Below are 21,565 nucleotides of genomic sequence, written 5' to 3'. Positions count from 1 at the left end.
CCTTGACCGACGGGCTGTCCAACCTGCCGCCGGCCGCCTTCCCGGGCGGGCCGGCGCTGCCGTTTGCGGACGGCGCCAGCCTGGGCGACCCCGCCTTCCAGGCCGCCCATGGCGTGCGGCTGAACTATGTCGTCGGCGGCATGGTCAAGGCCATCGCCTCGGAAGCCATGCTGGAGGCGCTGGCCCGGCGCGGCCTGCTGGGCTTCTTCGGCGCCGGCGGCTGCACCCTGCCGCGCATCGCCGAGGCGATCGACCGGCTGCAGGCCAGCCTGCCGCCCGAGGCGCCCTGGGGCGTCAACTTCCTGCATAATTTCGTGCTGCCGGCGCAGGAAGAGGCGCTGACCGACCTGCTGCTGGCGCGCGGCGTCACCCGCATCGAGGCTTCCGCCTTCGTCCAGGTCACGCCGGCCCTGCTGCGCTACCGCCTGACCGGGCTGGCCCGCGGCGCCGATGGCCGGGTGGCCGTGCGCAACCGTGTCCTGGCCAAGCTGTCCCGCCCCGAGGTCGCCCGCCAGTTCCTCGCCCCCGCCCCGGCGGCGATGGTCGCCGAGCTGGCCGCCGCCGGCCGCATCACGGCGGAGGAGGCGCGCCTGGCGGCGGAAATCCCGCTGGCCGACGACATCTGCGCCGAGGCGGATTCCGGCGGCCACACCGACCGCCGCGTCGCCTTCACCCTGGTGCCGCATCTGGCCAGCCTGCGCGACGAGATCGCCGCGGCCACCGGCCTGCGCCAGCGCGTCCGGCTCGGCGCGGCGGGTGGCCTGGGCACGCCGCAGGCCGTCGCCGCCGCCTTCACCCTGGGCGCCGATTTCGTCATGACCGGCTCGATCAACCAGTGCACGCCCGAGGCCGGCACCAGCGATGCGGTGAAGGACCTGCTGGCCCGCGCCGATCTCGCCGACACCGACATGGCCCCGGCCGGCGACATGTTCGAGATCGGCGCGAAGGTGCAGGTGCTGCGACGCGGCACCCTCTTCCCCGGCCGCGCCCAGCGTCTCTACGAGCTCTATACCCGCCACGACTCTCTCGACGACATCCCGGCCGCGACGCTGGCCGAGATCGAGAACCGCTGGTTCGGCCGCAGCATCGACGCCGTCTGGCAGGAGACCGCGACCTATTACCGCCGCGCCGCGCCGCAGGAGCTGGCCACCGCCGAGGACAATCCGAAGAAGCGCATGGCCATGGTCTTCCGCTGGTACTTCATCCACACCAACCGGCTGGCCATCGAGGGCGATCCCGCGCAGCGGGTGAACTTCCAGATCCATTGCGGGCCGGCCATGGGGGCGCTGAACCGCTGGCTCAAGGGCACGCCGCTGGAGGATTGGCGGCAGCGGGATGTCGCCACGCTCGGCGAGCGGCTGATGCACGGGGCCGCCGACGCGCTGAACAACATGCTCAGGCCAAGGGGCTCCGCCCCCTGGACCCCCGCCGGGGGCATTGAATGCCCCCGGCCCCCCACATCCTAGGCGCCGAAACGGCCGCGGATCGCTTCGTGGATGCCGGGCTGCGAGAAGGTCACCTCATGCATGGCCTGCTCGCGCGCGACGGCGGCCGGCAAGGCCTCGCGGATCGGCGCCGCCAGCGCATCCTTCAGCAGCCGCAACGCCACCGCCGGCTTGACGGCCAGCTCGCGCGCCAGCCGCAGGGCCACGGACAGGACCTCTCCGCGCGGCACCACCGGCATGCCGACGCCGCGCTGCTTCAGCACCCCGCCGTGATAGCCCTGCGCGGTGAACAGCATCTCCTGCCCCAGCGCCTGGCCCAGCCGGTTCGGCACGATCAGCGTCGCCCCCATCCCGGGCGTGAAGCCGTATTTCATGAAGTTGGTGGCGTAGAGCGCCTCCTGCGCCAGCACGCAGAGATCGGCATAGAGGCCGAAGACCAGCCCGCCGCCCAGCGCGTGCCCCTGCATCGCCGCGATCACCGGCAGCTCGCAATCCAGCAGCATGCGGAAGAAGCCGGCCTCATCGAAGCGCTGCTTGCCGTCGGCGATGCCGATCAGCTCCTCCAGCGTCCCGCCGGCCGAGAAGATCGTGTCATAGCCGGTCAGCACCACCACCTTGGCCTCCGGCGCCGCGGCAATCGCCGAGAAAGCCTCGGCCAAGCCGGTGACCAGCGGGATGGTGAAGGTGTTGCGGCCCTCGCGCTCGGCCATGGTGACCAGCGCGATGGCGCCGCCCTCCTGCCAGTCCAGCGTCACGGCGTCCGCCACGGCATCCCCCCCTGGTCGAGGAAGCGGCGGATGCCCTGCATCGCCGCCGGATCGGCTACCCGCGCGCTGATCGCCTCGACCGCGCGGGTCCGTGTGGCGTCATCGATGATCCACAGGCTGCGGAAATACTGCTTCGTTGTCGCGACGTCGGCCTTGGCGGCGCGGTTCACCCGGATCATCAGGCGCCGCAGCGCATCCTGCGGGTCGTCGACCACCTCGTCGACCAGCCGCCGCGCCAGGGCGGTGGCCGCATCCATCCGCTCGGCGGTCAGCGCCATGCGATAGGGGTCCTGCACCCCCATCCGCCGCACCAGGAAGGGCGCGATGGTCGCCGGCAGCAGCCCGAACAGGATTTCCGACAGCTGGAAGCTGGCGGCGGGTGTCGCGATGGCGACGTCGCTGGCCGCCACCAGCCCGAGCCCGCCGGCGGTGGCCGGCCCTTCGACCAGCGCCACCACCACCACCTCGCTCATGGAGAACCGGTCGAACAGCGCGTAGAGCCGTTCCATCGGCGCGCGGATCTCGGCGGCGTCGCGGGCCTCGGTCTGGCTGGCCTCGGAGAAATCCATGCCCGAGCAGAAGACCCGCGCATCGCCCGCGATCGCCAGCAGGCGGAGCTCCGGATCGGCCTCGGCCTGGTCGAGCGCCGCATGCAGCCCCTCGATGGTGGCGCGGTTCAGCGGATTGCCGCGCTCCGGCGCATCCAGCGTGGCCACCAGGATCTTGCCCCGTGGCGTCAGCCTCACGCCCATCGGTAGAGGCGCCGGTAATTCTCGATCCGGTCCAGCACCAGCAAGCCGCTGCCGGCAAAGCCCTGCTGCCACATCGGCTCCAGCCCGTCGCGCGGCGGCGTGGCGTGGCGGGCGCCGATCATGCCGTCGCGGGTGCGCTCGATCAGCGCCTCATAGACCGGCATCTCGACGGCGACGCGGGCGGCGAGGGCCGCCTCGATGCCGCGCGCCCGCACCCGCTCGCCCGCCCCGGCCGTCGCCAGCCCCGAATAGAATTCCGAGCAGCAGCCGGAGCCATAGGAGAACAGCCCGACCCGCGCCGGCCGCCCGGCGGGGAAGGTGCCGCCGGCCAGCGCCCCGGCCAGGGCCAGGAAGACGGTGGCCGAATAGACATTCCCCACCTCCTGGCAGAATTGCAGGGAGGGCCGCATCCGCGCCTCGAAATCGGCTTCCGCGGCGGCGGGCGGCGCCTGGCGGAACTTGCGCATCATCGTCCGGTGCGCGCCCTTCACCATGCCGCCGAAGGGCGTGTGCCAGGCCAGCAGGTCGAAATGCCCCTGGAAGTCGGCCCCTGCCGGATGCCGCGCGGCATAGGCGCGAAAACTCTGCTCCAGGCAGTCGAGATAGCTCAGGACGGAAAGATCGGCATCGCCGGTCTCGCTGTCCGGCGTCGGCCGGCAGGCATCCATCACCTCGTAGCCATGCACGCCGCTGGCGCCCGGCTCCAGCGCCAGCAGATGCGGCTGGCGCGACACCAGCAGCGCGACGGCGGCCGAGCCCTGCGACGGCTCGGCATAGGAATGCGGCACCGGCCGGCCCAGATCGGTCGCGATCACCAGGGCGCGGGCTGCGGGATTGGCGGAGAGGGCGATGCTGGCCGCCGCCATCTGCAGCGCCGCGGTGCCGCCGTAGCAGGCCTGCTTCACCTCGAAGAGGCGGCAATGCTTCGGCAGGTCGAGATAGTGGTGGACATAGGTCGCCGCCGACTTGCCCCAGTCGACGCCGGATTCCGTTGCCACGATCAGCAGCTCGATGCTGTCGCGTTCCGCCGGCGACAGGGCAGCCACGACCGGGCGCGCGGCATTGACCGCGAAGGAGATCGGGTCCTCCCAGGGGGCGCAGAGGCTCTTCCGCCGCATCAGCAGATTGGCGAAGCGCGCCGGGTTCAGCTGCCGCGCTTCGGCCAGCATCGCCACGTCGAGCGCGACGCGCCCGGCATAGACGCCCAGATCCTCGATGCCGACCGGCGTCATGCGATATCCACCCCGTTGCGCAGCACCACCGCCGTGGCCAGCCCGCCAAATCCATGCGCCGCGCTCAGCGCCCAGCGGCTTTCATGCCGGGCGATGCCCTCCGGCCCCACCAGCCGCAGGTCGCCGACGATGGGTGACGACAGCCCCGCCGTGCCGTGCAGGAAGGAATGCTCCATCTGCAGGATGACGGCGGCGAGCTCGACCAGCGCCGCGCCCTGGATGGCATGACCGGTCAGCGACTTGGTGGCATTGATCGGCACCGCGGCACCGTCCAGCAACTGCTGCAGCGCGCGGGCCTCGGCGGCGTCGCCGGCCGGCGTGCCGGTGGCATGGGCGTTGATCTGGTCGAGCTGCCCCGGCGCGATACCGGCCATGGCCAGGGCCTGGCGCATCGCGGCGAGCGCGCTCGCGGCATCCGGGGCGGTGCCGCGGCGGGCCTGCTGCGCCTGGCCATGGCCGGCGATCTCGGCGCGCGGCCGGGCGCCGCGGGCGCGGGCATGGTCCAGGCTTTCCAGCACCAGCGCCACGCAGGCCTCGCCGGGGGCGAAGCCGGCGGTGGCCGCGTCGAAGGGGCGGCAGGCCTGGCCGGGGGGGACCAGCGCGCCGATCGAACGCAGCGCCTGCCATTCCACCGGCGACAGGTCGGGCGGCGGCGCCAGCACGACGCAGCCCGGCATCCGCCCCAGCGCGATCAGGTCGGCGGCGACGGCCACCGCCGTGTTGCCGCTGGCCGAAGCGGCGCCGACCGACAGGCCGGGGCCGTGCAGCCCGGCGGCCTCGGCCAGCACGGCGCCCAGATGCGTGTCGAAGACCTCGTGCGCCTGGCCCGGCGGCGTCCAGGCCGGCTGTTCCAGCCATTTCCGGGCGGCGGCCAGGCTGCGCCCCTGCGCCAGGTTGCTGCCGGCGACCACCGTGCCGAAGCCGGCCGGCGCCGCCAGCCCGGCATCGGCCAGCGCCGCCAGGCCGGTGGCCAGCCCGGCGACCAGCGCCCGCGAGCCGCCACGCCCGGCGCGCCGCGCCTCGGCGGGCAGCGCGGCCAGCCGGGCCAGGGTGTCGAAGCCCTCCAGCCGGGCCGCCGGGCTGCCCGCCGGCAGGCCGGGCCACTCGCCGCCGCGCAGCGGCCGCAGCGCGCTCTGCCCGCGCTGCAGGAAGGTGCCGAACTCGGCGGCGTCGGCGACCCCCGGCGCCAGCACGCCGATCCCGGTGACGACGACGCGCTGCAATGCCGTCATGCGCCGTGCTGCGCCAGCCGGTCGACCAGCTCGCCGATCGAGGCGATGCCGGCCAGCGCGGTCAGCGGCAGCGCCAGGCCCAGCGCCTCCATGGCGCCGATGCTGACCTCGACGCGGTCGATCGAGCTGGCGCCGAGCTCGGCCAGGCTGGCCTGCTCGGTGATCGCCGCTTCCGGCAGATCGGGCAGCACGGCCTGCACCTGCTCGACCACCGCGCGGAAAACCTGGTCCCGGGTCATCGCCGCGCTCCTCAGGGGGTCTGTCATCAGGGGTTCATCATCAGCTCGGCCAGCATCGCCGAGCCGGAGAAGGTCTGCCCGCCATCGGCGACCAGCGCCACCCCCGTCAGCAGCGCCGCCAGCGGCGAGGCCAGGAAGCAGCAGACATTGGCGACATCCTCGACCGTGCCGAAGCGGCCGAGCGGGACATAGCCCTGCAGCGTCTCGACATCCTCCTCGGTCAGCAGCCGCGACAGACCCTCGGTGCGCTCGATCGGGCCGGGCAGGACGCTGTTGCAGCGGATGCCGTGCTTGCCCCATTCCAGCGCCAGGCCGCGCATCAAGCTGTCGATGCCGGCCTTGGCGGCGCCGACATGCACCTGGAAGCCGAAGGGCATCTGCGCATTGGTCGCCGAGACGAAGACGATATTGCCCCGTTTCTCCTTCAGCTGGGCGAAGGCGGCGCGGGCGGCGTTGAACGATCCCTGCAGGTCGGTGGCGATGACCTTGCGGAAGCCCTCGGCGGTCATCTGCTCGGCGGGGGCCGGGAAATTCGCCGCCGCGCCGCAGACCAGCACATCGATGGCGCCGAGCCGCGCGCGGCATTCGGCCATGGCGGCTTCCAGGCTGGCATAGTCGGTGACATCGGCCACCACCGGCAGCACGGCGCCACCCAGCGGGCGCAATTCCGCCGCCGCCGCCTCCAGCGTGGCGATGCTGCGCCCGGCCAGGCAGACCGCGGCGTCGAGCTTGGCGAAGCCGCGGGCGATGCCGCGGTTGATGGTGCCGGCGCCGCCGGTGACGAAGACCACCCGGCCGCGATACAGGCCGGGCGCGAAGCCGCTGCCGCTGTCAACCATCGCTCAGCTTCGCCGCCATGGCATCCTCGAGCTCCATCTCCCCCGCGCCCAGCCGGCGCAGGATTTCTTCCAGGGGCAACGCCGCCGGCGGGGCCGGGGCCGCAGCGGCCGGCGGCGGCGGCGGCGCCTCGCCGTCCAGCCGGCGACGGATCAGTTTGCGCAGCCGGTCGGTGCGCTGCCTGGCGTTGGCCAGGCGTTCGGCGGTGTCGGCATCGACGGTCGCGTCCGGCTCCGGCGCCAGGGCGGCGCCATGCTCCAGGCGGATATAGCCGGCCAGCTCCCGCACGGTGGCGTAGTTGAACAGCGCCGTCGTCTTCAGCTCGATGCCGAAGGCCTCGTTGATATGCCGCACCAGTTCCACGCTGATGATCGAATCCGCGCCGTATTCGGCGAAGCTGGTATCGGGCTCCACCTCGTCCGGCGCAAGCCGCAGCGCCGCCGCCACCGTCTGCCGCAGTTTTTCCTCGAGGGCGCCGTCGGCGGGGGCGGGGGCACGCGGCGGCGGCGCGGCCGGGAGGGCGGGCAGGCCCTGCGCCTCGGCGAGGATGACGCATTGCAGCGCGGCCTCGCCCAGCACCGTGGTGCCGCCGAAGCCGGCCCTGCCCAGCACCGCCTGCCAGCGCGGCGGGTCGAGCAGCGGCGCATGCGGCAGGCGCTCGGCCGGGTCCTCGAACAGCCACCAGCCGGGGGTCAGGCCGAAGGTCAGGGTGTTGAAGTCCTGCGCCGCCGTCGCCTCGTTCACCGCCAGCAGCCCGCCGGGCCGCAGCAGGCCGCGGACATGCGCCAGTGTCGCGGCGAGGCGCGGCGTCGCATGCAGCACATTGGCGGCGACGACGATGTCGTATTGCTGGTCGTCGATCCCCTGCGCGGCGGGGGATCGCGAGATGTCCAGCCGCGCGGTGCGCAGGAAAGGCGCCGTCGCGGCGAATTCGGCCTCGGCCGCGCTCAGGAAGGCCGGGCCGATATCGGTGAACAGGAACTCGACCCGATCGGCGAAGGGCGCCAGCGCCCGCAGCAGGAAGCGCGTGGTGCCGCCGGTGCCGGCGCCCACCTCGAGGAGGCGCAGCCGCGCGCCCGGCTCGGCCGCCAGCCGGCCAGCGACGGCGGCGGCCACCGCCTCGGCCAGCAGGGTCTGCAGGTGGTCCACCACCGGATTGCCGGCATAGATCGGCGCCACCAGCGCCATGCTGCCGCCGGGGAAGAGCACGGCATTGGCCTCCATCGTGCCGTCCAGGATGCGCGGCAGGCTGGCGCAGCAGGTCTCCAGCAGGCGCAGATAGGGCGCGGCGGCGGGGTCCTGCGCCACCAGCGCCGCGGCGGCCTCCCGCAGTTCCGCGTCGCCGGGCGCCGCGGCCAGGCGGCCTTCCGTCACCAGCCCGGCCCGCTGCAGCAGGTCCAGCACCGCCGCCAGCAGCCGCCGCTGCGCCGGGGGCACGCCAAGCTGCGCCGCCAGGGTCTCGGCCGTGCCGTCCTCCAGCCCGGCACCGCGCAGCGCCGCCAGCGCCAGCCGCGCCGCCTGCCGGTTGATGGCGGCGAAGCCGGCGGCGGCGCCCTGCAGCAGCGACCCGCCCGCCTGCTGCCGCGTCCGGGCCGCGGCAATGGCCGGCGGCAGCAGCGCCGCGCCGCCAGCCGGCAGCCGCCGGCTGGCATCGGCGCCAAGCTCCTGCGCGACCTGCAGCCCGATCCGCAGCGGCATGACGCGGGTGACGCCTGGCGCCGCCCAGAGCCGTCCCAGGGTCGCAAGGCCCTCGGCGGTGGCGATGGGATGGACGCCGATGCGGGCCATCATGGCGCGGTGCTGCGGCGTGGCGACGCGGCCGACCTCGCCCCAGAAGCCCCAATCGGCGACCAGCACCCGGCGGGCTTCCGCCAGCCCCAGCGCATGGGCATCGGCGAAGGCGCTGGCGGCGGCATAGGCGGCCTGGCCGGGATTGGCCGTCTCGGCATTGGCCGAGGAGAAGAGCAGCAGCGCCGCCCGGCTGCCGCGCCGGTCCAGCGCGGCGGTCAGCGCGGCCAGGCCACGGGTCTTCGGCGCCAGCACGGCGGCGATCTCGGCATCCGGCTGGCTGTCGATGCGGCCGTCGCGCAGATCCATCGCCGCATGCACGACCAGATCGGCCGGACCCCATTCCGCCTCGATCGCCTCGAGCGCGGCGCCCAGGGCGGCGGCATCGGTCAGGTCGGCACGGAGATGCCGCGCCGCGCCGCCCCGCGCCGCGCAGCGGGCGAGAGTTGTTTCCACGGCCTCGCTGGCGTCGCTGCGGCCGAGCAGCGCCACCCGCGCGCCCTGGTGTTCGGCGAGATGCTCGGCCAGCGCGCGGCCGAGGCCGCCGGCGCCGCCGGCGATGACCACCACCCCGCCCGGCGGGCAGAGCGGCGCCGGCTGCGCCGGCAGGTCGAGCGCGCCGAAGCGGCGGCGCAGCGGCGGCCGGTCCTCGCGCAGCGCCAGGTCGGCGCCCGGGATGGCCAGCTCCGGCAGCCGGGCGGCCAGCGCCGGGGAGGCCGGGTCGAGGTCGAGCACCGCCAGCCGCAGCGCCGGCCATTCGCGTCCGGCGGCGCGCGCGAAGGCGGCGAGCGCCGCGCCGAGCGGCGCCGGGCGTTCCGCCGGCGTGACGGCCTGGGCGCCCAGCGTCACCAGCACCAGCTGCGGCGGGGTGGGCTGCGCCGCCAGCCCGCGCAGCAGGGCGGCCAGGCGGAGCACCGCGCCTTCCACCGCCGCGGCCGGATCGGCGGCAGCGCCGACCAGCAGCCAGACCGCGTCGGCCTCCGGCTCCGGCGCCATGGCCAGCGGCGTGCCGAGCGCGGCGGCGAGCGCCGCCACGACGGGCGCCGCCTCGCCCTCGGCCAGCAGGCAGGGGCGGGCGGGCAGGGCGGCGGGGGCGGCGGCCGGGGCCGGGTCCCAGACGGCGCTCCAGGCCTCCAGCGCGGGCAAGGCGGCGGGGGGCGGGCCGGCGCGGCGCGCCTCGAAGCCGAGCAGCAGGGCCTGGGGCGTGCCCCCCGCATCCACCAGCATCAGGTCCAGCCGCACCAGCCCGGGGCCGGTCTCGCGCCGGCGGCCCCGCACGCGAGTCACCGTCTCCGGCCGGCCGGAGACGGAAAGCTGCGCCAGGGCAGCGGGCAGGTAGGGGCCGCCGGCGCCGTCCTCGGGCAGCAGGGCGAAGGTCAGCTGGAAGGCGGCGTCGAGCAGGGGCGTCCAGTCGGCGCTGCCGGCCAGATCGGCCTCGGCGACGCCCTCGCCGCGGCGGATTTCTCTCAATTGCCGGAAGCGGCCGCGATAGGCGGCGCCGGCGCTCTCCAGCAGGGCATAGGCGGCCTCGCCACCGATCGCGGTGCCGGTCTCGCCGGCCAGGTCGCCGGGCGCCGCCACGGCGCCGCCGCGCTGTGCCTCGGCGACGATCTCGCCGGTGGCGTCGCGCAGGGTGATGCCCTCCGGCGTGCCGGCCAGCACCAGACCGGCATCGAGCGCCGCCTGGTCGACCGGGCGGCGGAAGCGCGCCCCGGCGAGGGTGGTGCCGCCCAGCGCGCGCAGCCCGAGCAGCAGCAGCAGCGCCCCGGGCAGCAGGGCGCGGCCCTGGACGCGGTGCTCGGCCAGGATCGGGGCGGTGGCGGCAACCCGCAGGGCCCGGTTGCCCCCGGCATCCGCGGCGGCCAGCGTCACGCCATCCGGCAGGGCGGGTGGCGCCGGCGGCCGGGTCAGCCGGACCCAGCAATGCCGCTTCTCGAAAGGATAGGTCGGCAGCGAGACCGGCGGGCGGCGGCCGGGGGCCAGGCGGTCCCAGTCCGGCGTGGCGCTGCCGGCCACCCAGTCGGCGGCCAGCCGCGCCAGCGGGGCGGCGGGATCGGCGGGCGTGTCGCTGGCGTGGCGGACCTCGCCGGCAAACGGCGCCTCACCGCCCGCGATGGCGTCCAGCGCGGCCAGCGCCTCGGGCAGGGTGGTGGCGATGGCGGCAGCGCGGTGGCGCAGCGGCTCGCGCCCGGCCTGCAGGGTGCGGGCCAGCCCGGGCAGGTCGGGCGCCGCCTGGCGGCGCAGCCAGGCGGCGAGATCGGCCGCGCGCTGCCGCAGGGCGGGCGCCGTCGCGGCCGAGAGCGGCAGCAGCATCGGGCCGGCAACGGGCGGCGTGGCGGACAGCGGCGGCGCTTCCTCCACCACCAGATGCACATTCGATCCGCCGGCGCCGAAGGAGCTGATCCCGGCGCGGCGCGGCTGGCCCGGTGTCGCCGGCCAAGGGGCGAGCGCGCGCTGCACGGCCAGCGGCGTCGCGGCGAGGCCCAGATCGGGGTTCAGCGTCTCGGCGTGCAGGCTGGGGGCCAGCGTCGCGTGGCGCAGCTGCAGCACCAGCTTGGTCAGCCCGGCGATGCCGGCGGCGGCCTCCAGATGGCCGATCGCGGATTTCACCGAGCCGATCGGCAGGCTGCCCGCCGCGCGGCCGGCGAAGGCGCGGGCCAGCCCGGCGACCTCGACCGGATCGCCCAGCGCCGTGCCGGTGCCATGCGCCTCGATATAGGAGATCGTCTCGGGCGCAGTGCCGGCGCGGGCCAGCGCCTCGGCCACCAGCGCGCCCTGCGCCGCCGGGTCGGGCACGGTGAAGCCGCCGCTGCGCCCGCCATGGTTCAGCGCGCTGCCGCGGATCACCGCATGGATGCGGTCGCCGTCGCGCAGCGCCGCCGAGAGCGGCTTCAGCAGCAGGGCGCCGACGCCCTCGCCGGGCACATAGCCGTCGCCGCCCTGGCCGAAGCTGCGGCAGCGGCCGTCCGAGGCGGCGAAGCCCGACTTGGCAAGGATCCAGTGCCGGCTGGGATGCAGGATCAGGTTGACGCCGCCGGCCAGCGCCAGCTCGCATTCGCCCGCGCGGATCGCCTGGCAGGCGGCATGCACCGCGGTCAGCGAGGCCGAGCAGGCGCTGTCCACCGCCATGCTGGGCCCATGCAAATCGAGCGCCCAGGAGACCCGGTTGGCGATGCCCCAATAGGCCGATTGCGGCCCGATCAGATTGCCGCGCGCCGCTTCCTCCGGCCCGAACAACGCATAGTCGCCGGCCATGACGCCGACGAAGACGCCGCCGCGCCGCGCCGCCGGATCGGCCGAGCCGCGGAACAGCTCGGTCCGCGACCGCCCGGCATCCTCCAGCGCCGCCCAGCAGGTCTCGAGGAACTTGCGGGCCTGGGGGTCGAGGCTTTCGGCCTCCACCGGCGAGATGCCGAAGAAGCGGGCATCGAATTCGGCGACGCCCTCGATGAAGCCGCCCCATTTGGCGTAGCTGGTCTCCACCCGGTCGCGGTCGGGGTCGTAGAAGCCTTCCAGCGGCCAGCGCTCGGCCGGGATTTCCTCGATGCAGTCGCGGCCGGCGCGCAGATTGTCCCAGAAGGCCTCGAGGTCGCGCGCCTGCGGATAGCGCCCGGCCATGCCGATGATGGCGATCTCCTGTCCATCGGTGGCCGCGGCGGGCAGGGCCTGTGCCGCCGGCGCCGGTGCGGGCGGCGCGTGGTCGCGGGCGATGCGGGTGGCGAGCTCCCGCAGCGTGCGGTGCTCGAAGAACAGCGTCTTCGAGACCTGGCCGAGCTCCGCCTCCAGCCGCGCGTTCAGCCGCATGATGCCGATGGAATCGAGGCCGTATTCCTCCAGCCGCTCCTCCGGGTCGAGCCGGCCGGGGGGCAGCTGCAGCACCTCTTCCAGTAGCGCGCCGAGCCATTTTTCTGTCTCTGCCGGATCGCGGGTCGTGGTCGCGGCGGCGGGCGCGACGGGGCTCAGCACCGCCGCCAGCCGCGCGGTGTCGCCATGCAGCAGCGTCACCCGCGGCAGCCGCGCCGCCAGCGCCGCGTCGAGCTGCCGCAGCGCCTCGGCGGCGGGCATCGGCCGCAGCCCGAGCTGCCGCCCGAGCTCCGCCACCACCACCGCCGGGGGCTGCATGCCGCCGCCCTGCCACAGCGGCCAGTCGATCGCCTGGGTCAGCCCCTGGCGGCGGCCGGCGGCGACCTGCGCCTGCCGCGCCTCGGCCAGCCCGCCGAGGAAGCCATTCGCCGCGGCATAGGCCGCCTGTCCCGGCGCCCCCAGCGCCGCCGCCGTCGAGGAGAACATCAGGAAGACATCGAGCGGATCGCCGGCGGTCAGCTGGTCCAGCGCCACCGCCCCTTGCGCCTTGGCAGCCAGCACGGCGTCGAAATCGGCCGCCTCCTGCCGCGCCAACCGCGCGTCGCGCAGTAGCCCGGCGGCATGCGCCACGCCCTGCAGCGGGCCGTGCTGGCGGATGCCGGCCAGCGCCGCCCGCAGGCTGGCGGCATCGGTCAGGTCGGCGGCGACATGCGTGACCTGGTCGCCGATCAGCCGCATCGCCGTCTGCTGCGCCGCGTCCGGCGCCTGGCGGGACAGCAGCACGATGCGGCCGGCGCCGGCATCCGCCAGATGGCGCGCCAGGATCAGCCCGATGCCGCCCAGCCCGCCGGTGACCAGCCAATGGCTGCCGGGCTTCACCCAGCCCGGCTGCGGCGCCGGCGGCAAGGTGACCGGTTGCGGCTGGCGCCTCTGGCGGGCGCCGCCGAGGAGGCGGATTTCCTCCACGCCCTGCCACTCGGCGGCGAGCTCGGCGGCGATGGCGCCAGCCTCGTCGCTGCGGAGCACGCGGCCCTGCAGGCGGCTGTCCTCGGCGGCCAGGCTGCGCAGGAAGGCCGCGGCGGCGGCGCCGGCCGGGCTGCCCTCGGCGCGGTCCAGCACCAGCAGGCGCAGCGCCGGGACCGGCTCGCGCCGCAGCGCGGCGCGGGCCAGCAGGAAGAGCGGGCGCAGCAGCGTCTCGACGCCGCTGCCGGCCAGCGCCAGGGCCAGGCTCGCCGGCGGGGGCGCGGCGGCGCCAGCGTCCAGCAGCAGGGTCAGGGGGCGGCCCTCGGCCAGGGCGGCGTCCAGCAACCGGGCGGCGTCCTCGGGCGTCGCGATGTCGTCCGGACTGGCCAGGCGGGCGCCGAGCGCTGCCCCCAGCGCCGGCCGCGCCGAGACCAGCAGCCGCGCGCCGTCCCCGCCGCTGCCGATCAGCGCCGGCGCCGCCACCCAGCCCGGCTGCCAGGCCAGGGTGCCGGCGGTCTCGGCCGGTGTGGCGGGCAGGCGGCGCGCGGCCAGCCCCTGCAGCCGCGCCAGCGGCGTGCCGGCCGCGTCCAGCAGCGCGATGTCGAAGACCGGGTCGCCCTGGCCCGGGCGCAGCACCGCATGGGCGTGCAGCGTCGCGCCGGCGGCGGGGAGGGCCAGGACCTCCAGCCCCGCGAGGCCGGCCGGGACATAGGTCGCACCCTCGGCGGTGGCGCCGAGGCCCAGCGCGGCGGCGGCCTGCAGCGCGGCGTCCAGCACCGCCGGCAGGCGATGCGCCTCGGCGGTGGTGGGGCTCGCCAGGGTGGCGAAGGTTTCCGCCGCGCCGCGCCGCTGCGCCCGCAGCAGCCGCAGCCCCGGGCCATAGGCCAGCCCGGCGGCGGCGAAGCCGGCATAGACGGTATCGATGTCCAGCGCCTCGGCGCAGCGCGCGGCGAGAGCCGCGAGGTCGGCCGTGGCCGCCGCCGCCGGGGCGTCGAAGGTGGCGGTGGCGCGGGCCAGGGCGCGGCCGCTGCCGGCCTCGACCAGGCGGCAGGCGAGGCGGTCCTCGCCGATCGGCTCGGCCTGCAGGGTGAAGGCGGTGTCGGCCTCGACCGGGGCCAGCCAGGCGATGTCGCGCAGCAGCGGGGTGCGGCCGGGGCGGGCCTCCAGCGCGGCCTGGCGCAGCAGGGCGAGCGCCGCGGTGCCGGGCAGCAGCGGGCGGCCTTGCACGACATGCTCGCGCAGCAGGGGGTGGTCGGCGGCGCGCTGCGGCGGCGCGGCGGCGGCGGGGCGGGCGCCGGCCAGCGGGTCGAAGCCCCAGTAGCGCTCGCGCAGGAAGGGATGGCCCGGCAGGTCCAGCGCGCGGCGGCGGCCATCGGCCAGCGGCGTCCAGTCGATGGCGGCGCCGCTTTCGTGCAGCGCGGCCAGCGCGGCCAGATCCCCGGCCGCGGCGGCGTCCCCGCGCTGCCAGCGGGCGGCGATGCGGGAGACCGGATCGTCCTGCGGCACGGTCGTCGCGGCCGGGCGGGCGGCGGCAGCGCGCAGCCGGGCGGGCAGCCCGTCCAGGCTGTCGGCGACCAGGGCGCGGCGATGGCGGAAATGGCCACGGCGGCAGGCCAGGTGATGCGCCAGATCGGCCAGGGTGAGGTCGGGCGCGGCCTCCAGCGCCCTGGCCAGCTCGTCCAGCGCGACGGAGAGCGCCGCCGCGCTGCGCGCCGAGACCGGCAGCACGCGGCCGCCGGGGGCGGCTGGCGTCGGCGCGGCGGCGGCAGGCGCCTCCTCGAGCACGACATGGCCGTTGGTGCCGCTGAAGCCGAAGGAGGAGACGGCGGCGCGACGCGGCCCGCCGCCCGCCGGTGCGTCCCAGTCGCGCAGCGCCGTGTTGACGAAGAAGGGGCTGCCGGCGAAGTCGATATGCGGGTTGGGCGCCGAGAAATTCAGGCTGGGCGGCAGCGCGCGGTGGCGCAGCGCCAGCACCGCCTTGGTCACCCCCGTCATGCCGGCGGCGGCCATGGTGTGGCCAATATTGGTCTTCACCGAGCCCAGCGCGCAGAAATTCCCCGGCGGGAGGTCGAAGGCGCGGAAGGCGTCGGTCAGCGCCGCGACCTCGATCGGGTCGCCGAGCTTGGTGCCCGTGCCATGCGCCTCGACCATCCCGATGCTGGCGGGAGAGATGCCGGCGCGGCGATAGACGGCGGTCTCCAGCGCGGTCTGCGAGGTGGCGCTGGGCGCGGTCAGCCCGCTGGTGCGGCCATCCTGGTTGATGCCGCTGCCGCGGATCACCGCATGGATGCGGTCGCCCTCGGCCAGCGCCGCGGCCAGCGGCTTCAGCACCAGGCAGGCCACCGCCTCGCCGGGGACGAAGCCATCGGCCGCGGCGTCGAAGCTGTGGCAGCGCCCGGTCGGCGAGGCCATGCCGGCATCCGACAGATAATGGAACAGGTCGGGCGAGAGGATGTTGCAGGAGACGCCGGCGGCCAGCGCCAGCCGGCTCTCGCCACGGCGCAGCGATTCACAGGCCAGGTGCAGCGCCACCAGCGAGGAGGAGCAGCCGGTGTCCACCGGCAGGCAGGGCCCCTGCAAATCGAGCAGATAGGAAAGCCGCGCCGAGAGGATCGCCACCGACCCGCCCAGCGTCTGCAAGGCCGGCGGCGCGGCCGCGGCATTGTAGTTGCTGGCCGAGACGCCGACGAAGACGCCGCAGGCCTGGCCGCCCTCGCCTTGACCTGACAGACGCTGCGGCGGCAGGCCGGCATCCTCCAGCGCGCGCCAGCCGGCTTCCAGCAGCAGGCGCTGCTGCGGCTCCATCGCTTCCGCCTCGGCCGGCGAGATGCCGAAGAACAGCGGGTCGAAGCGGTCGTGATCCTCCAGCAGCGCGGCCCAGCGGGCGCCGAGTTCGGCCGGCAGCGCGAAGCGGTCGAGCGGCCGCACCGCATGCCGCCCCTCGCGCAGCATCGCCCAGAATTCGTCGACATCGGCGGCGCCGGGGAAGCGGCCGGCCATGCCGATGATGGCGATGGCATCGTCGGGCTGGGCGGCGGGTTCCTCGCTGACGGGCGTTGCGATCTCTTGCGCTGGCGTGGCCTCGGGGAAGGCGGCGGCGATATGGCGGGCCAGCGCGGCGACCGAGCCGAAATTATAGAGGTCGGTGGAGCGCAGCCGGATGCCGAGCCGCGCATTCAGCGCCTCGGCGATCTGCGGCGCGACGATGGAATCGACGCCGATCTCGCCGAAGGGGGCGTCGGCCTCGATGCGGGCGGCGGGCAGTTCCAGCGCGGCGCCGACCTCTTGCGCGACGATGGCGTCCAGCCCTGCCGTGGCGCGGGGCGCGGCGGGAGCAGGCCGCGACGGCGCGGCGGCGGCGGGGGCCGGTAGCGCGCGCCGCCGGGCGAGCCGCGCCAGCAGCAGCGCATGCGCCGGGGTCTCGGCCGCCTCGCCGGGGGCCGGCACCGCCTGCAGCGCGGCGAAGCCGGCCTCGCGCAAAGCGGTGCCCCAGCCTGGAATGTCGAGCAGCGGCGCATGCGGCAGGCGACGTGCGGCGTCGCGCGCCAGCCACCAGCCCTCCAGCAGGCCGAAGGTCAGGGTGGCCAGGTCGTCGCGCCGGGTGGTCTCGTTCAGCAGCAGCAGCCCGCCGGGGCGCAGCAGCGAGGCCGCATGGGCCAGGGAGACAGAAATCTCCGGCGTCGCATGCAGCACGTCGCTGGCGATCACCAGGTCGGCGGCGCCCGTCTCGATCCCCTGCGGCCCGGGCGGCCGGCTGATGTCGAGCACCGCCAGCCGCAGGCCCGGCCGCTCGCCCAGCGTGGCGCGCAGCGGCGCCAGCAGCCCAGGCGAGAGCTCGGTGCAGAGATAGTCGGCGACCAGCCCGGCGGCCGCCAGTGCGTCGAGCGCCGGCGCCGTGCTGGCCCCGGTGCCGGCGCCAATCTCGAGGATGCGCAGCCGGGCCGGCGCCTTGGCCCGCGCCAGGGCCACCACGGTCGCCGCCAGCATGGCGTTGCAGGCGGCCAGCGCCGGCTGGTGCCGGTAGAGCGGCGCCACCAGCCCGGTGCTGCCGCCGGGGAACAGCACCTCGGCGGCGCGCGTCGTGCCGGCCAGGATGCCGGGCAGGGCGGCCAGCCCGGCCTGCAGCAGGGTGAGCGCCGCCTCCAGCGCCGCGGCGGCCTCGCCGGTGGCGGCGGCGCGCAGCGCGGCGCTCCGGGCTTCGGCGGGGGCGGGACCAGGCTCGGCCCTGGCCAGAATGTCGGCCAGGGCGGCGACCAGGGCCGCGCGCTCGGGCGGCACGGCGAAGGCCTGGCGCAGCGCGGGCTCGCTCCAGCCCTGGGGCGGGCGGTGCGGGGCCAGGGCCTCGGCCAGGCTGGCGCGGGCATGCGCCTCCATCGCCGCCTGCAGCGCCGGGTCGGTGGCGGGCAGGCCCGTGCCGGCGGCGCGGGCGAGGGCCGCCAGCGCGGCCGGCGCCGTGGCATCGGCCGCGCCCAGCGCCGCCCAGCCAGGCGGGGAGAGCGCGGCAAGCACGATCTGCGGCGCCTTGCTGGCCAGCAGCGCCGGCAGCAGCGCCGCGCTGGCGGCGGCGTCCTGGGTGAAGCAGCCCGCCTCGGCCAGCCGCGCCACCATGGCCGGGTTCAGCGCCGGATCGGCCCAGAGCCCCCAATGGATCACCCGGGTGCCGATAGTCTGGGCGAAGGCGGCCTCGAAGCAGCAGGCGGCGGCATAGGCGCCCTGGCCCTCGATGCCGGGGAAGCCGGCAAAGGCGCCGATGGAGGAAAAGACGACCAGCTCCGGCCTGCCCCGCCGCTCTTGCAGCCCCGCGGCCAGGGCGGCCAGCCCGGCCAGCTTGGGCCGCAGCCCGGCGCGGAACTCGTCCTCCGGCAGGCGGTCGGTGCGGCCGAAGACCGGGTCGACCACCGCCTGGATGACGCCCTGCAGCGGGCCGTGCCGGGCCTCGGCGGCGTCCAGTGCCGCGGCGATGGCGGCCGGGTCGGCGACATCGGCCGCGATGTATTGGGCGTCCGGCAGTGTCGCCAGGAAGGCCTGCCGCCCGGCATCGAGCGGCGCCCGCCCGATCAGGGTCAGCCGCGCCCCCTGCGCCGCCAGCGTGGTGCTGACAGCACGGCCGACGCGGCCCATGCCGCCGACCACCAGCCAGGCGCCGTCCAGCCGCCGCGGCGCCGGCAGCGCCAGCGGCCGCCACTGCCGCAGCCAGCGCTGCCCGTCGCGCAGCGCCACGGCCTCGCCGAGCGGGCTGCCGGGGTCGCGCGCCAGCGCCTCCACCGGCGGCGGCGCGGCCGGATCGATGTCGAGGATCACCAGCTGCCAGGCCGGGAATTCGGCGGCCACCGCCTTGGCCAGGCCTTCCAGCGCGGCGCCGGCGGGGTTGCCGGCCTCGGTGCCAGTGACGCGCTGGGCGCCGCCGGTCAGGATGCGCAGCCGCAGCGGCGCCGCCTCGAAGCCGGCCTGCACCAGGGCGCGCACCAGCTGGCGCAGCGCCAGGGTCGCCACGGGCTCGTCCGTCGCGGTCAGGGCCGCGATCCAGAGACAGGGCGCGGCCGGCCCCAGCCCCGCCACGGCGGCGGCGATGCCCGCCGCGTCCGCGGGTGCCAGGGCCGGCGCGGCCAGGCCGGGCAGCAGCGCGCGGTCGGCCGGCGAGGCGATCAGCAGCGCCGGCCAGTCCGGCGCGGCCGGCAGCGCGTCTTCCGTTATCCAGGCCGGCTGCATGGCCTGCGGCGCCGGGTGCTGCGCGGGCACCGCCGCCGGCCGCAGCGCCAGGCCCTGCCAGCGCTGGAAGGCGCGGCCCTCGGCATCGAGCAGCAGCAGGTCGACGGCATCGGCATCGGTGGCGCAGGGCTCGGCCAAGATCCAGGCCTCGCCGGCCGGCAGCGGCGCGAAGATCTCCAGCCGCGCGAGGCTGGCGGGATAGCGCAGCGCGGGCGTCTGGCCGGCCGCCTCGGCGGCGGCGGCGAGCAGGGCGACGGCGGTCTGGATCGCCGCATCCGACAGGCGCGGCGGCAGGCCCTCGGCACCCGGCGGCAGGCTGGCCTGGCCCAGTGCCGAGCCCGGCGCCAGCCAGAGCCGCGCGACGCCGGGGAAGCTCGGGCCGAGATGCAGCGCCGCGGCATCGCGCGGCAAGCTGGCCGGGTCGATCTGCCGGGTCGCTGTCCTGCGCAGCGCGTCGAGGTCGCGGGGTGCCGGGGCGGCGCCGGGGCTGGCGCGGCGGGCGCGGGCATAGGGGCGGCCCTCGGTGGTGCCGAGCAGGGTCAGCGCCTCGCCCTCGCGCGCCAGGCGCAGCGCCAGGCTGCCGCCGGCGGGGACCGTGGCCGGACGCAGCCAGGCGATCTCCGCCAGCGCCGGGGCGGCGCCCTCCTGCCGCGCCATCTCGAGAAACAGCCCGGCATGCAGCAGGGCGGCGCCGCCGACCACATGGTCGCGCACCAGCGGCTCGTCATGGCGGAAGACGCGCGTGCCGGCGGCGTCCGGCAGCGGCGCGGCGGCGACCGCCGGCCAATGGCGCTCGCGGGCAAAGGGATAGGCCGGCAGTGGCAGGTGGCGGCCGGCGCCGGGATAGAGCGCGCCGCCGTCGAGCGTCGCGCCCTGCAGCCAGGCCCGGGCCGCCGCCTGCAGCGAGGCCGCGCGATGCTGCGCGTCATAGGCCGGCGCGGCGGGCGGGGTGGCGCCACGGGCGAGCCGGGCCCGGTCCTCCGGCGCCGGCGCGCGCAGCCGGGCGAGAAGGCCGGCGCGGTCCGGGGCGACGAAGGCCAGCCGGTGCTCCAGCGCGCTGCGCCCGTCCAGCAGCGTGCGGCAGAGATCGCCGAGCGATGGCGCGGCCTCGTTCTCCAGCCACCCGGCCAGCTGCGCCGCGCGGCGGTCCAGCGCCGCGGCATCGGCGGCCGAGAGCGCCACCAGCCAGGGGCCGGGGACGTCGGCCGGCGCGGGGGCGGGCGGCGCCTCCTGCAGCAGCACATGGGCGTTGGTGCCGGACAGGCCGAAGCTGCTGACGCCCGCGCGGCGCGGCGTCTCCCCGGCCGGCCAGGGCTGCCGGGTGGTCGCCACCCGCAGCGCCGTGCCGAAGCGCGCCTGCGGATTGGCGGTCTCGAAGCCGATGCTGGGCAGGATCTCGGCCTGCTGCAGGCAGAGCACCGCCTTGACCAGCCCGGCGATGCCCGCCGCCTCCGAGGCATGGCCGATATTCGACTTGATCGAGCCCAGCCAGGCCGGCCTCGCCCTGTCGCCGAGGATCTCGGCCAGCGCCGCCACCTCGATCGGATCGCCGAGCGGCGTGCCGGTGCCATGCGCCTCGACCAGGCCGAGGCTGTCGGGCGCGACCCCGGCCTGCGCCAGCACGGCGCCGATCAGCTCGGCCTGGGCGCGGCCGTTCGGCGCGGTGATGCCGTTGCTGCGGCCATCCTGGTTGGTGCCGCTGCCGCGGATCACCGCGGCGATGCGGTCGCCCTCGGCCAGCGCCCGGGCCAGCGGCTTCAGCAGCACCACGGCGCAGGCCTCGCCCAGCGCGATGCCGTCGGCGGCGGCATCGAAGCTGCGGCAGCGGCCCTGGGCCGACAGCATGCCGACCCGCTGCATGTGGGAGAAACCGCGCGGGTCGAGGAACAGCCGCACGCCACCGGCCAGCGCCATCTCGACCTCGCCGCTGCGGATCGCCTGGCAGGCTAGGTGCAGCGCCACCAGCGAGGCCGAGCAGGCGGTGTCCACCACCAGCGCCGGGCCGCGCAGGTCCAGCGCATAGGCGATGCGCGCGGCCAGCAGCGAGACCAGGTTGCCGGTCAGCCCATGGCTCTGCGTCGCCTGCGCCGCCTGGTCCAGCAGCGCCTCGTAGCCGCTGGCGGCAGCGCCGGCGAAGACGCCGACGCGGCGGCCGCGCAGCGCCTCGGCCGGGAGGCCGGCCTGCTCGATGGCCAGCCAGCACTGCTCCAGGAACAGCCGCTGCTGCGGGTCCATCGCCGCCGCCTCGCGCGGCGAGATGCCGAAGAAGGCCGCGTCGAAGCAGTCGATGTCGTCCAGATAGCCGGCAGCCGGTGCCCCGGCGGTGGCGCCCAGCGCCTGCCGGGCCGGTGGCATCGGGCCGACCAGCAGGTCGCCGGCGGCCAGGCGGTCGCGCAGCGTCGCGATGTCCGGCGCGCCGGGGAAGCGGCCGGCCATGCCGATGATGGCGATGTCGGGCGTCGCGGCGGGCGGCGCCGCGGCGATGACCGGCGCCGCCGGGGCCGGCGCGATCCGCGGCGCCAGATGCGCCGCCAGCGCCGCCACCGAGGCATGGGCGAAAAGCGCGTCGACGCCCAGCCGCTGCTCGAAGCGGCGGTTCACCCGGTCGAGGAAGCGCACCGCCAGCAGCGAGGTCAGGCCGAGCTCGGCGAAGGGCCGCGCCGGATCGACCGCCGTCGCGGCCACGCCCAGGCTGCCGGCCAGGATGTCTGCGAGAGCGGCGACGAGATCATCGCTGGGCGCGGCGGGGGCGCTGCCCTGGCGGAGGGCCGCGAGACGGCGGGCATAGGGCGTCGTC

At 76.3% G+C, this 21,565-nt stretch carries 9 protein-coding genes (2 of these 9 only partly in view); 1 reads left to right on the top strand and 8 read right to left on the bottom strand.

The features are described from left to right. Positions 1–2: 2 nt before the first annotated feature. Positions 3–1,466, top strand: coding sequence for a PfaD family polyunsaturated fatty acid/polyketide biosynthesis protein (locus WFI16_RS10005; protein ID WP_419897683.1), 1,464 nt, complete (start codon positions 3–5; stop codon positions 1,464–1,466). On the opposite strand, the gene WFI16_RS10000 is transcribed toward WFI16_RS10005, so the two are convergent. Next, positions 1,463–2,212, bottom strand: coding sequence for a polyketide synthase (locus tag WFI16_RS10000; protein ID WP_419897682.1), 750 nt, complete (start codon positions 2,210–2,212; stop codon positions 1,463–1,465). The two genes, WFI16_RS10005 and WFI16_RS10000, sit on opposite strands and share 4 nt — an antisense overlap. Further along, positions 2,197–2,964: an enoyl-CoA hydratase-related protein gene (locus WFI16_RS09995; RefSeq protein WP_419897681.1), complete on the bottom strand. Its 768-nt coding sequence runs from the start codon at positions 2,962–2,964 to the stop codon at positions 2,197–2,199. The genes WFI16_RS10000 and WFI16_RS09995 overlap by 16 nt, the downstream gene beginning before the upstream one ends. After that, positions 2,955–4,196: a hydroxymethylglutaryl-CoA synthase family protein gene (locus tag WFI16_RS09990; protein ID WP_419897680.1), complete on the bottom strand. Its 1,242-nt coding sequence runs from the start codon at positions 4,194–4,196 to the stop codon at positions 2,955–2,957. The genes WFI16_RS09995 and WFI16_RS09990 overlap by 10 nt, the downstream gene beginning before the upstream one ends. Then, positions 4,193–5,428, bottom strand: coding sequence for a beta-ketoacyl synthase N-terminal-like domain-containing protein (locus tag WFI16_RS09985; RefSeq protein WP_419897679.1), 1,236 nt, complete (start codon positions 5,426–5,428; stop codon positions 4,193–4,195). The genes WFI16_RS09990 and WFI16_RS09985 overlap by 4 nt, the downstream gene beginning before the upstream one ends. Then, positions 5,425–5,694, bottom strand: coding sequence for a phosphopantetheine-binding protein (locus tag WFI16_RS09980; protein WP_419897678.1), 270 nt, complete (start codon positions 5,692–5,694; stop codon positions 5,425–5,427). Before WFI16_RS09980 ends, WFI16_RS09985 begins: the two co-directional genes overlap by 4 nt. Continuing rightward, positions 5,694–6,506 (bottom strand): SDR family oxidoreductase, encoded by an 813-nt coding sequence (locus tag WFI16_RS09975; protein ID WP_419897677.1) that lies wholly within the window; start codon positions 6,504–6,506, stop codon positions 5,694–5,696. The genes WFI16_RS09980 and WFI16_RS09975 overlap by 1 nt, the downstream gene beginning before the upstream one ends. Further along, positions 6,499–21,565 carry the 3' portion of an SDR family NAD(P)-dependent oxidoreductase gene (locus WFI16_RS09970; protein ID WP_419897676.1) on the bottom strand. Its footprint extends 2 nt past the window's final position, so only the last 15,067 of its 15,069 coding nucleotides appear in the window; its start codon straddles the right edge of the window (only 1 of its three bases is visible, at position 21,565); it ends in the stop codon at positions 6,499–6,501. Before WFI16_RS09970 ends, WFI16_RS09975 begins: the two co-directional genes overlap by 8 nt. Further along, on the bottom strand, positions 21,564–21,565 hold a 2-nt sliver of the coding sequence (locus WFI16_RS09965) for a MupA/Atu3671 family FMN-dependent luciferase-like monooxygenase (protein WP_419897675.1). Its footprint extends 3,427 nt past the window's final position; a 2-nt sliver of its 3,429-nt coding sequence is all that appears in the window; the start codon falls outside the window, past its right edge — the gene reads right to left on this strand; its stop codon straddles the right edge of the window (only 2 of its three bases are visible, at positions 21,564–21,565). The genes WFI16_RS09970 and WFI16_RS09965 overlap by 4 nt, the downstream gene beginning before the upstream one ends.

The organism is Roseomonas sp. USHLN139 (genome assembly GCF_037145735.1).
GTDB lineage: Bacteria > Pseudomonadota > Alphaproteobacteria > Acetobacterales > Acetobacteraceae > Pseudoroseomonas.
The sequence above is the reverse complement of the archived record's forward strand: the minus strand, read 5'-3'. Positions and strand labels throughout refer to the sequence as shown.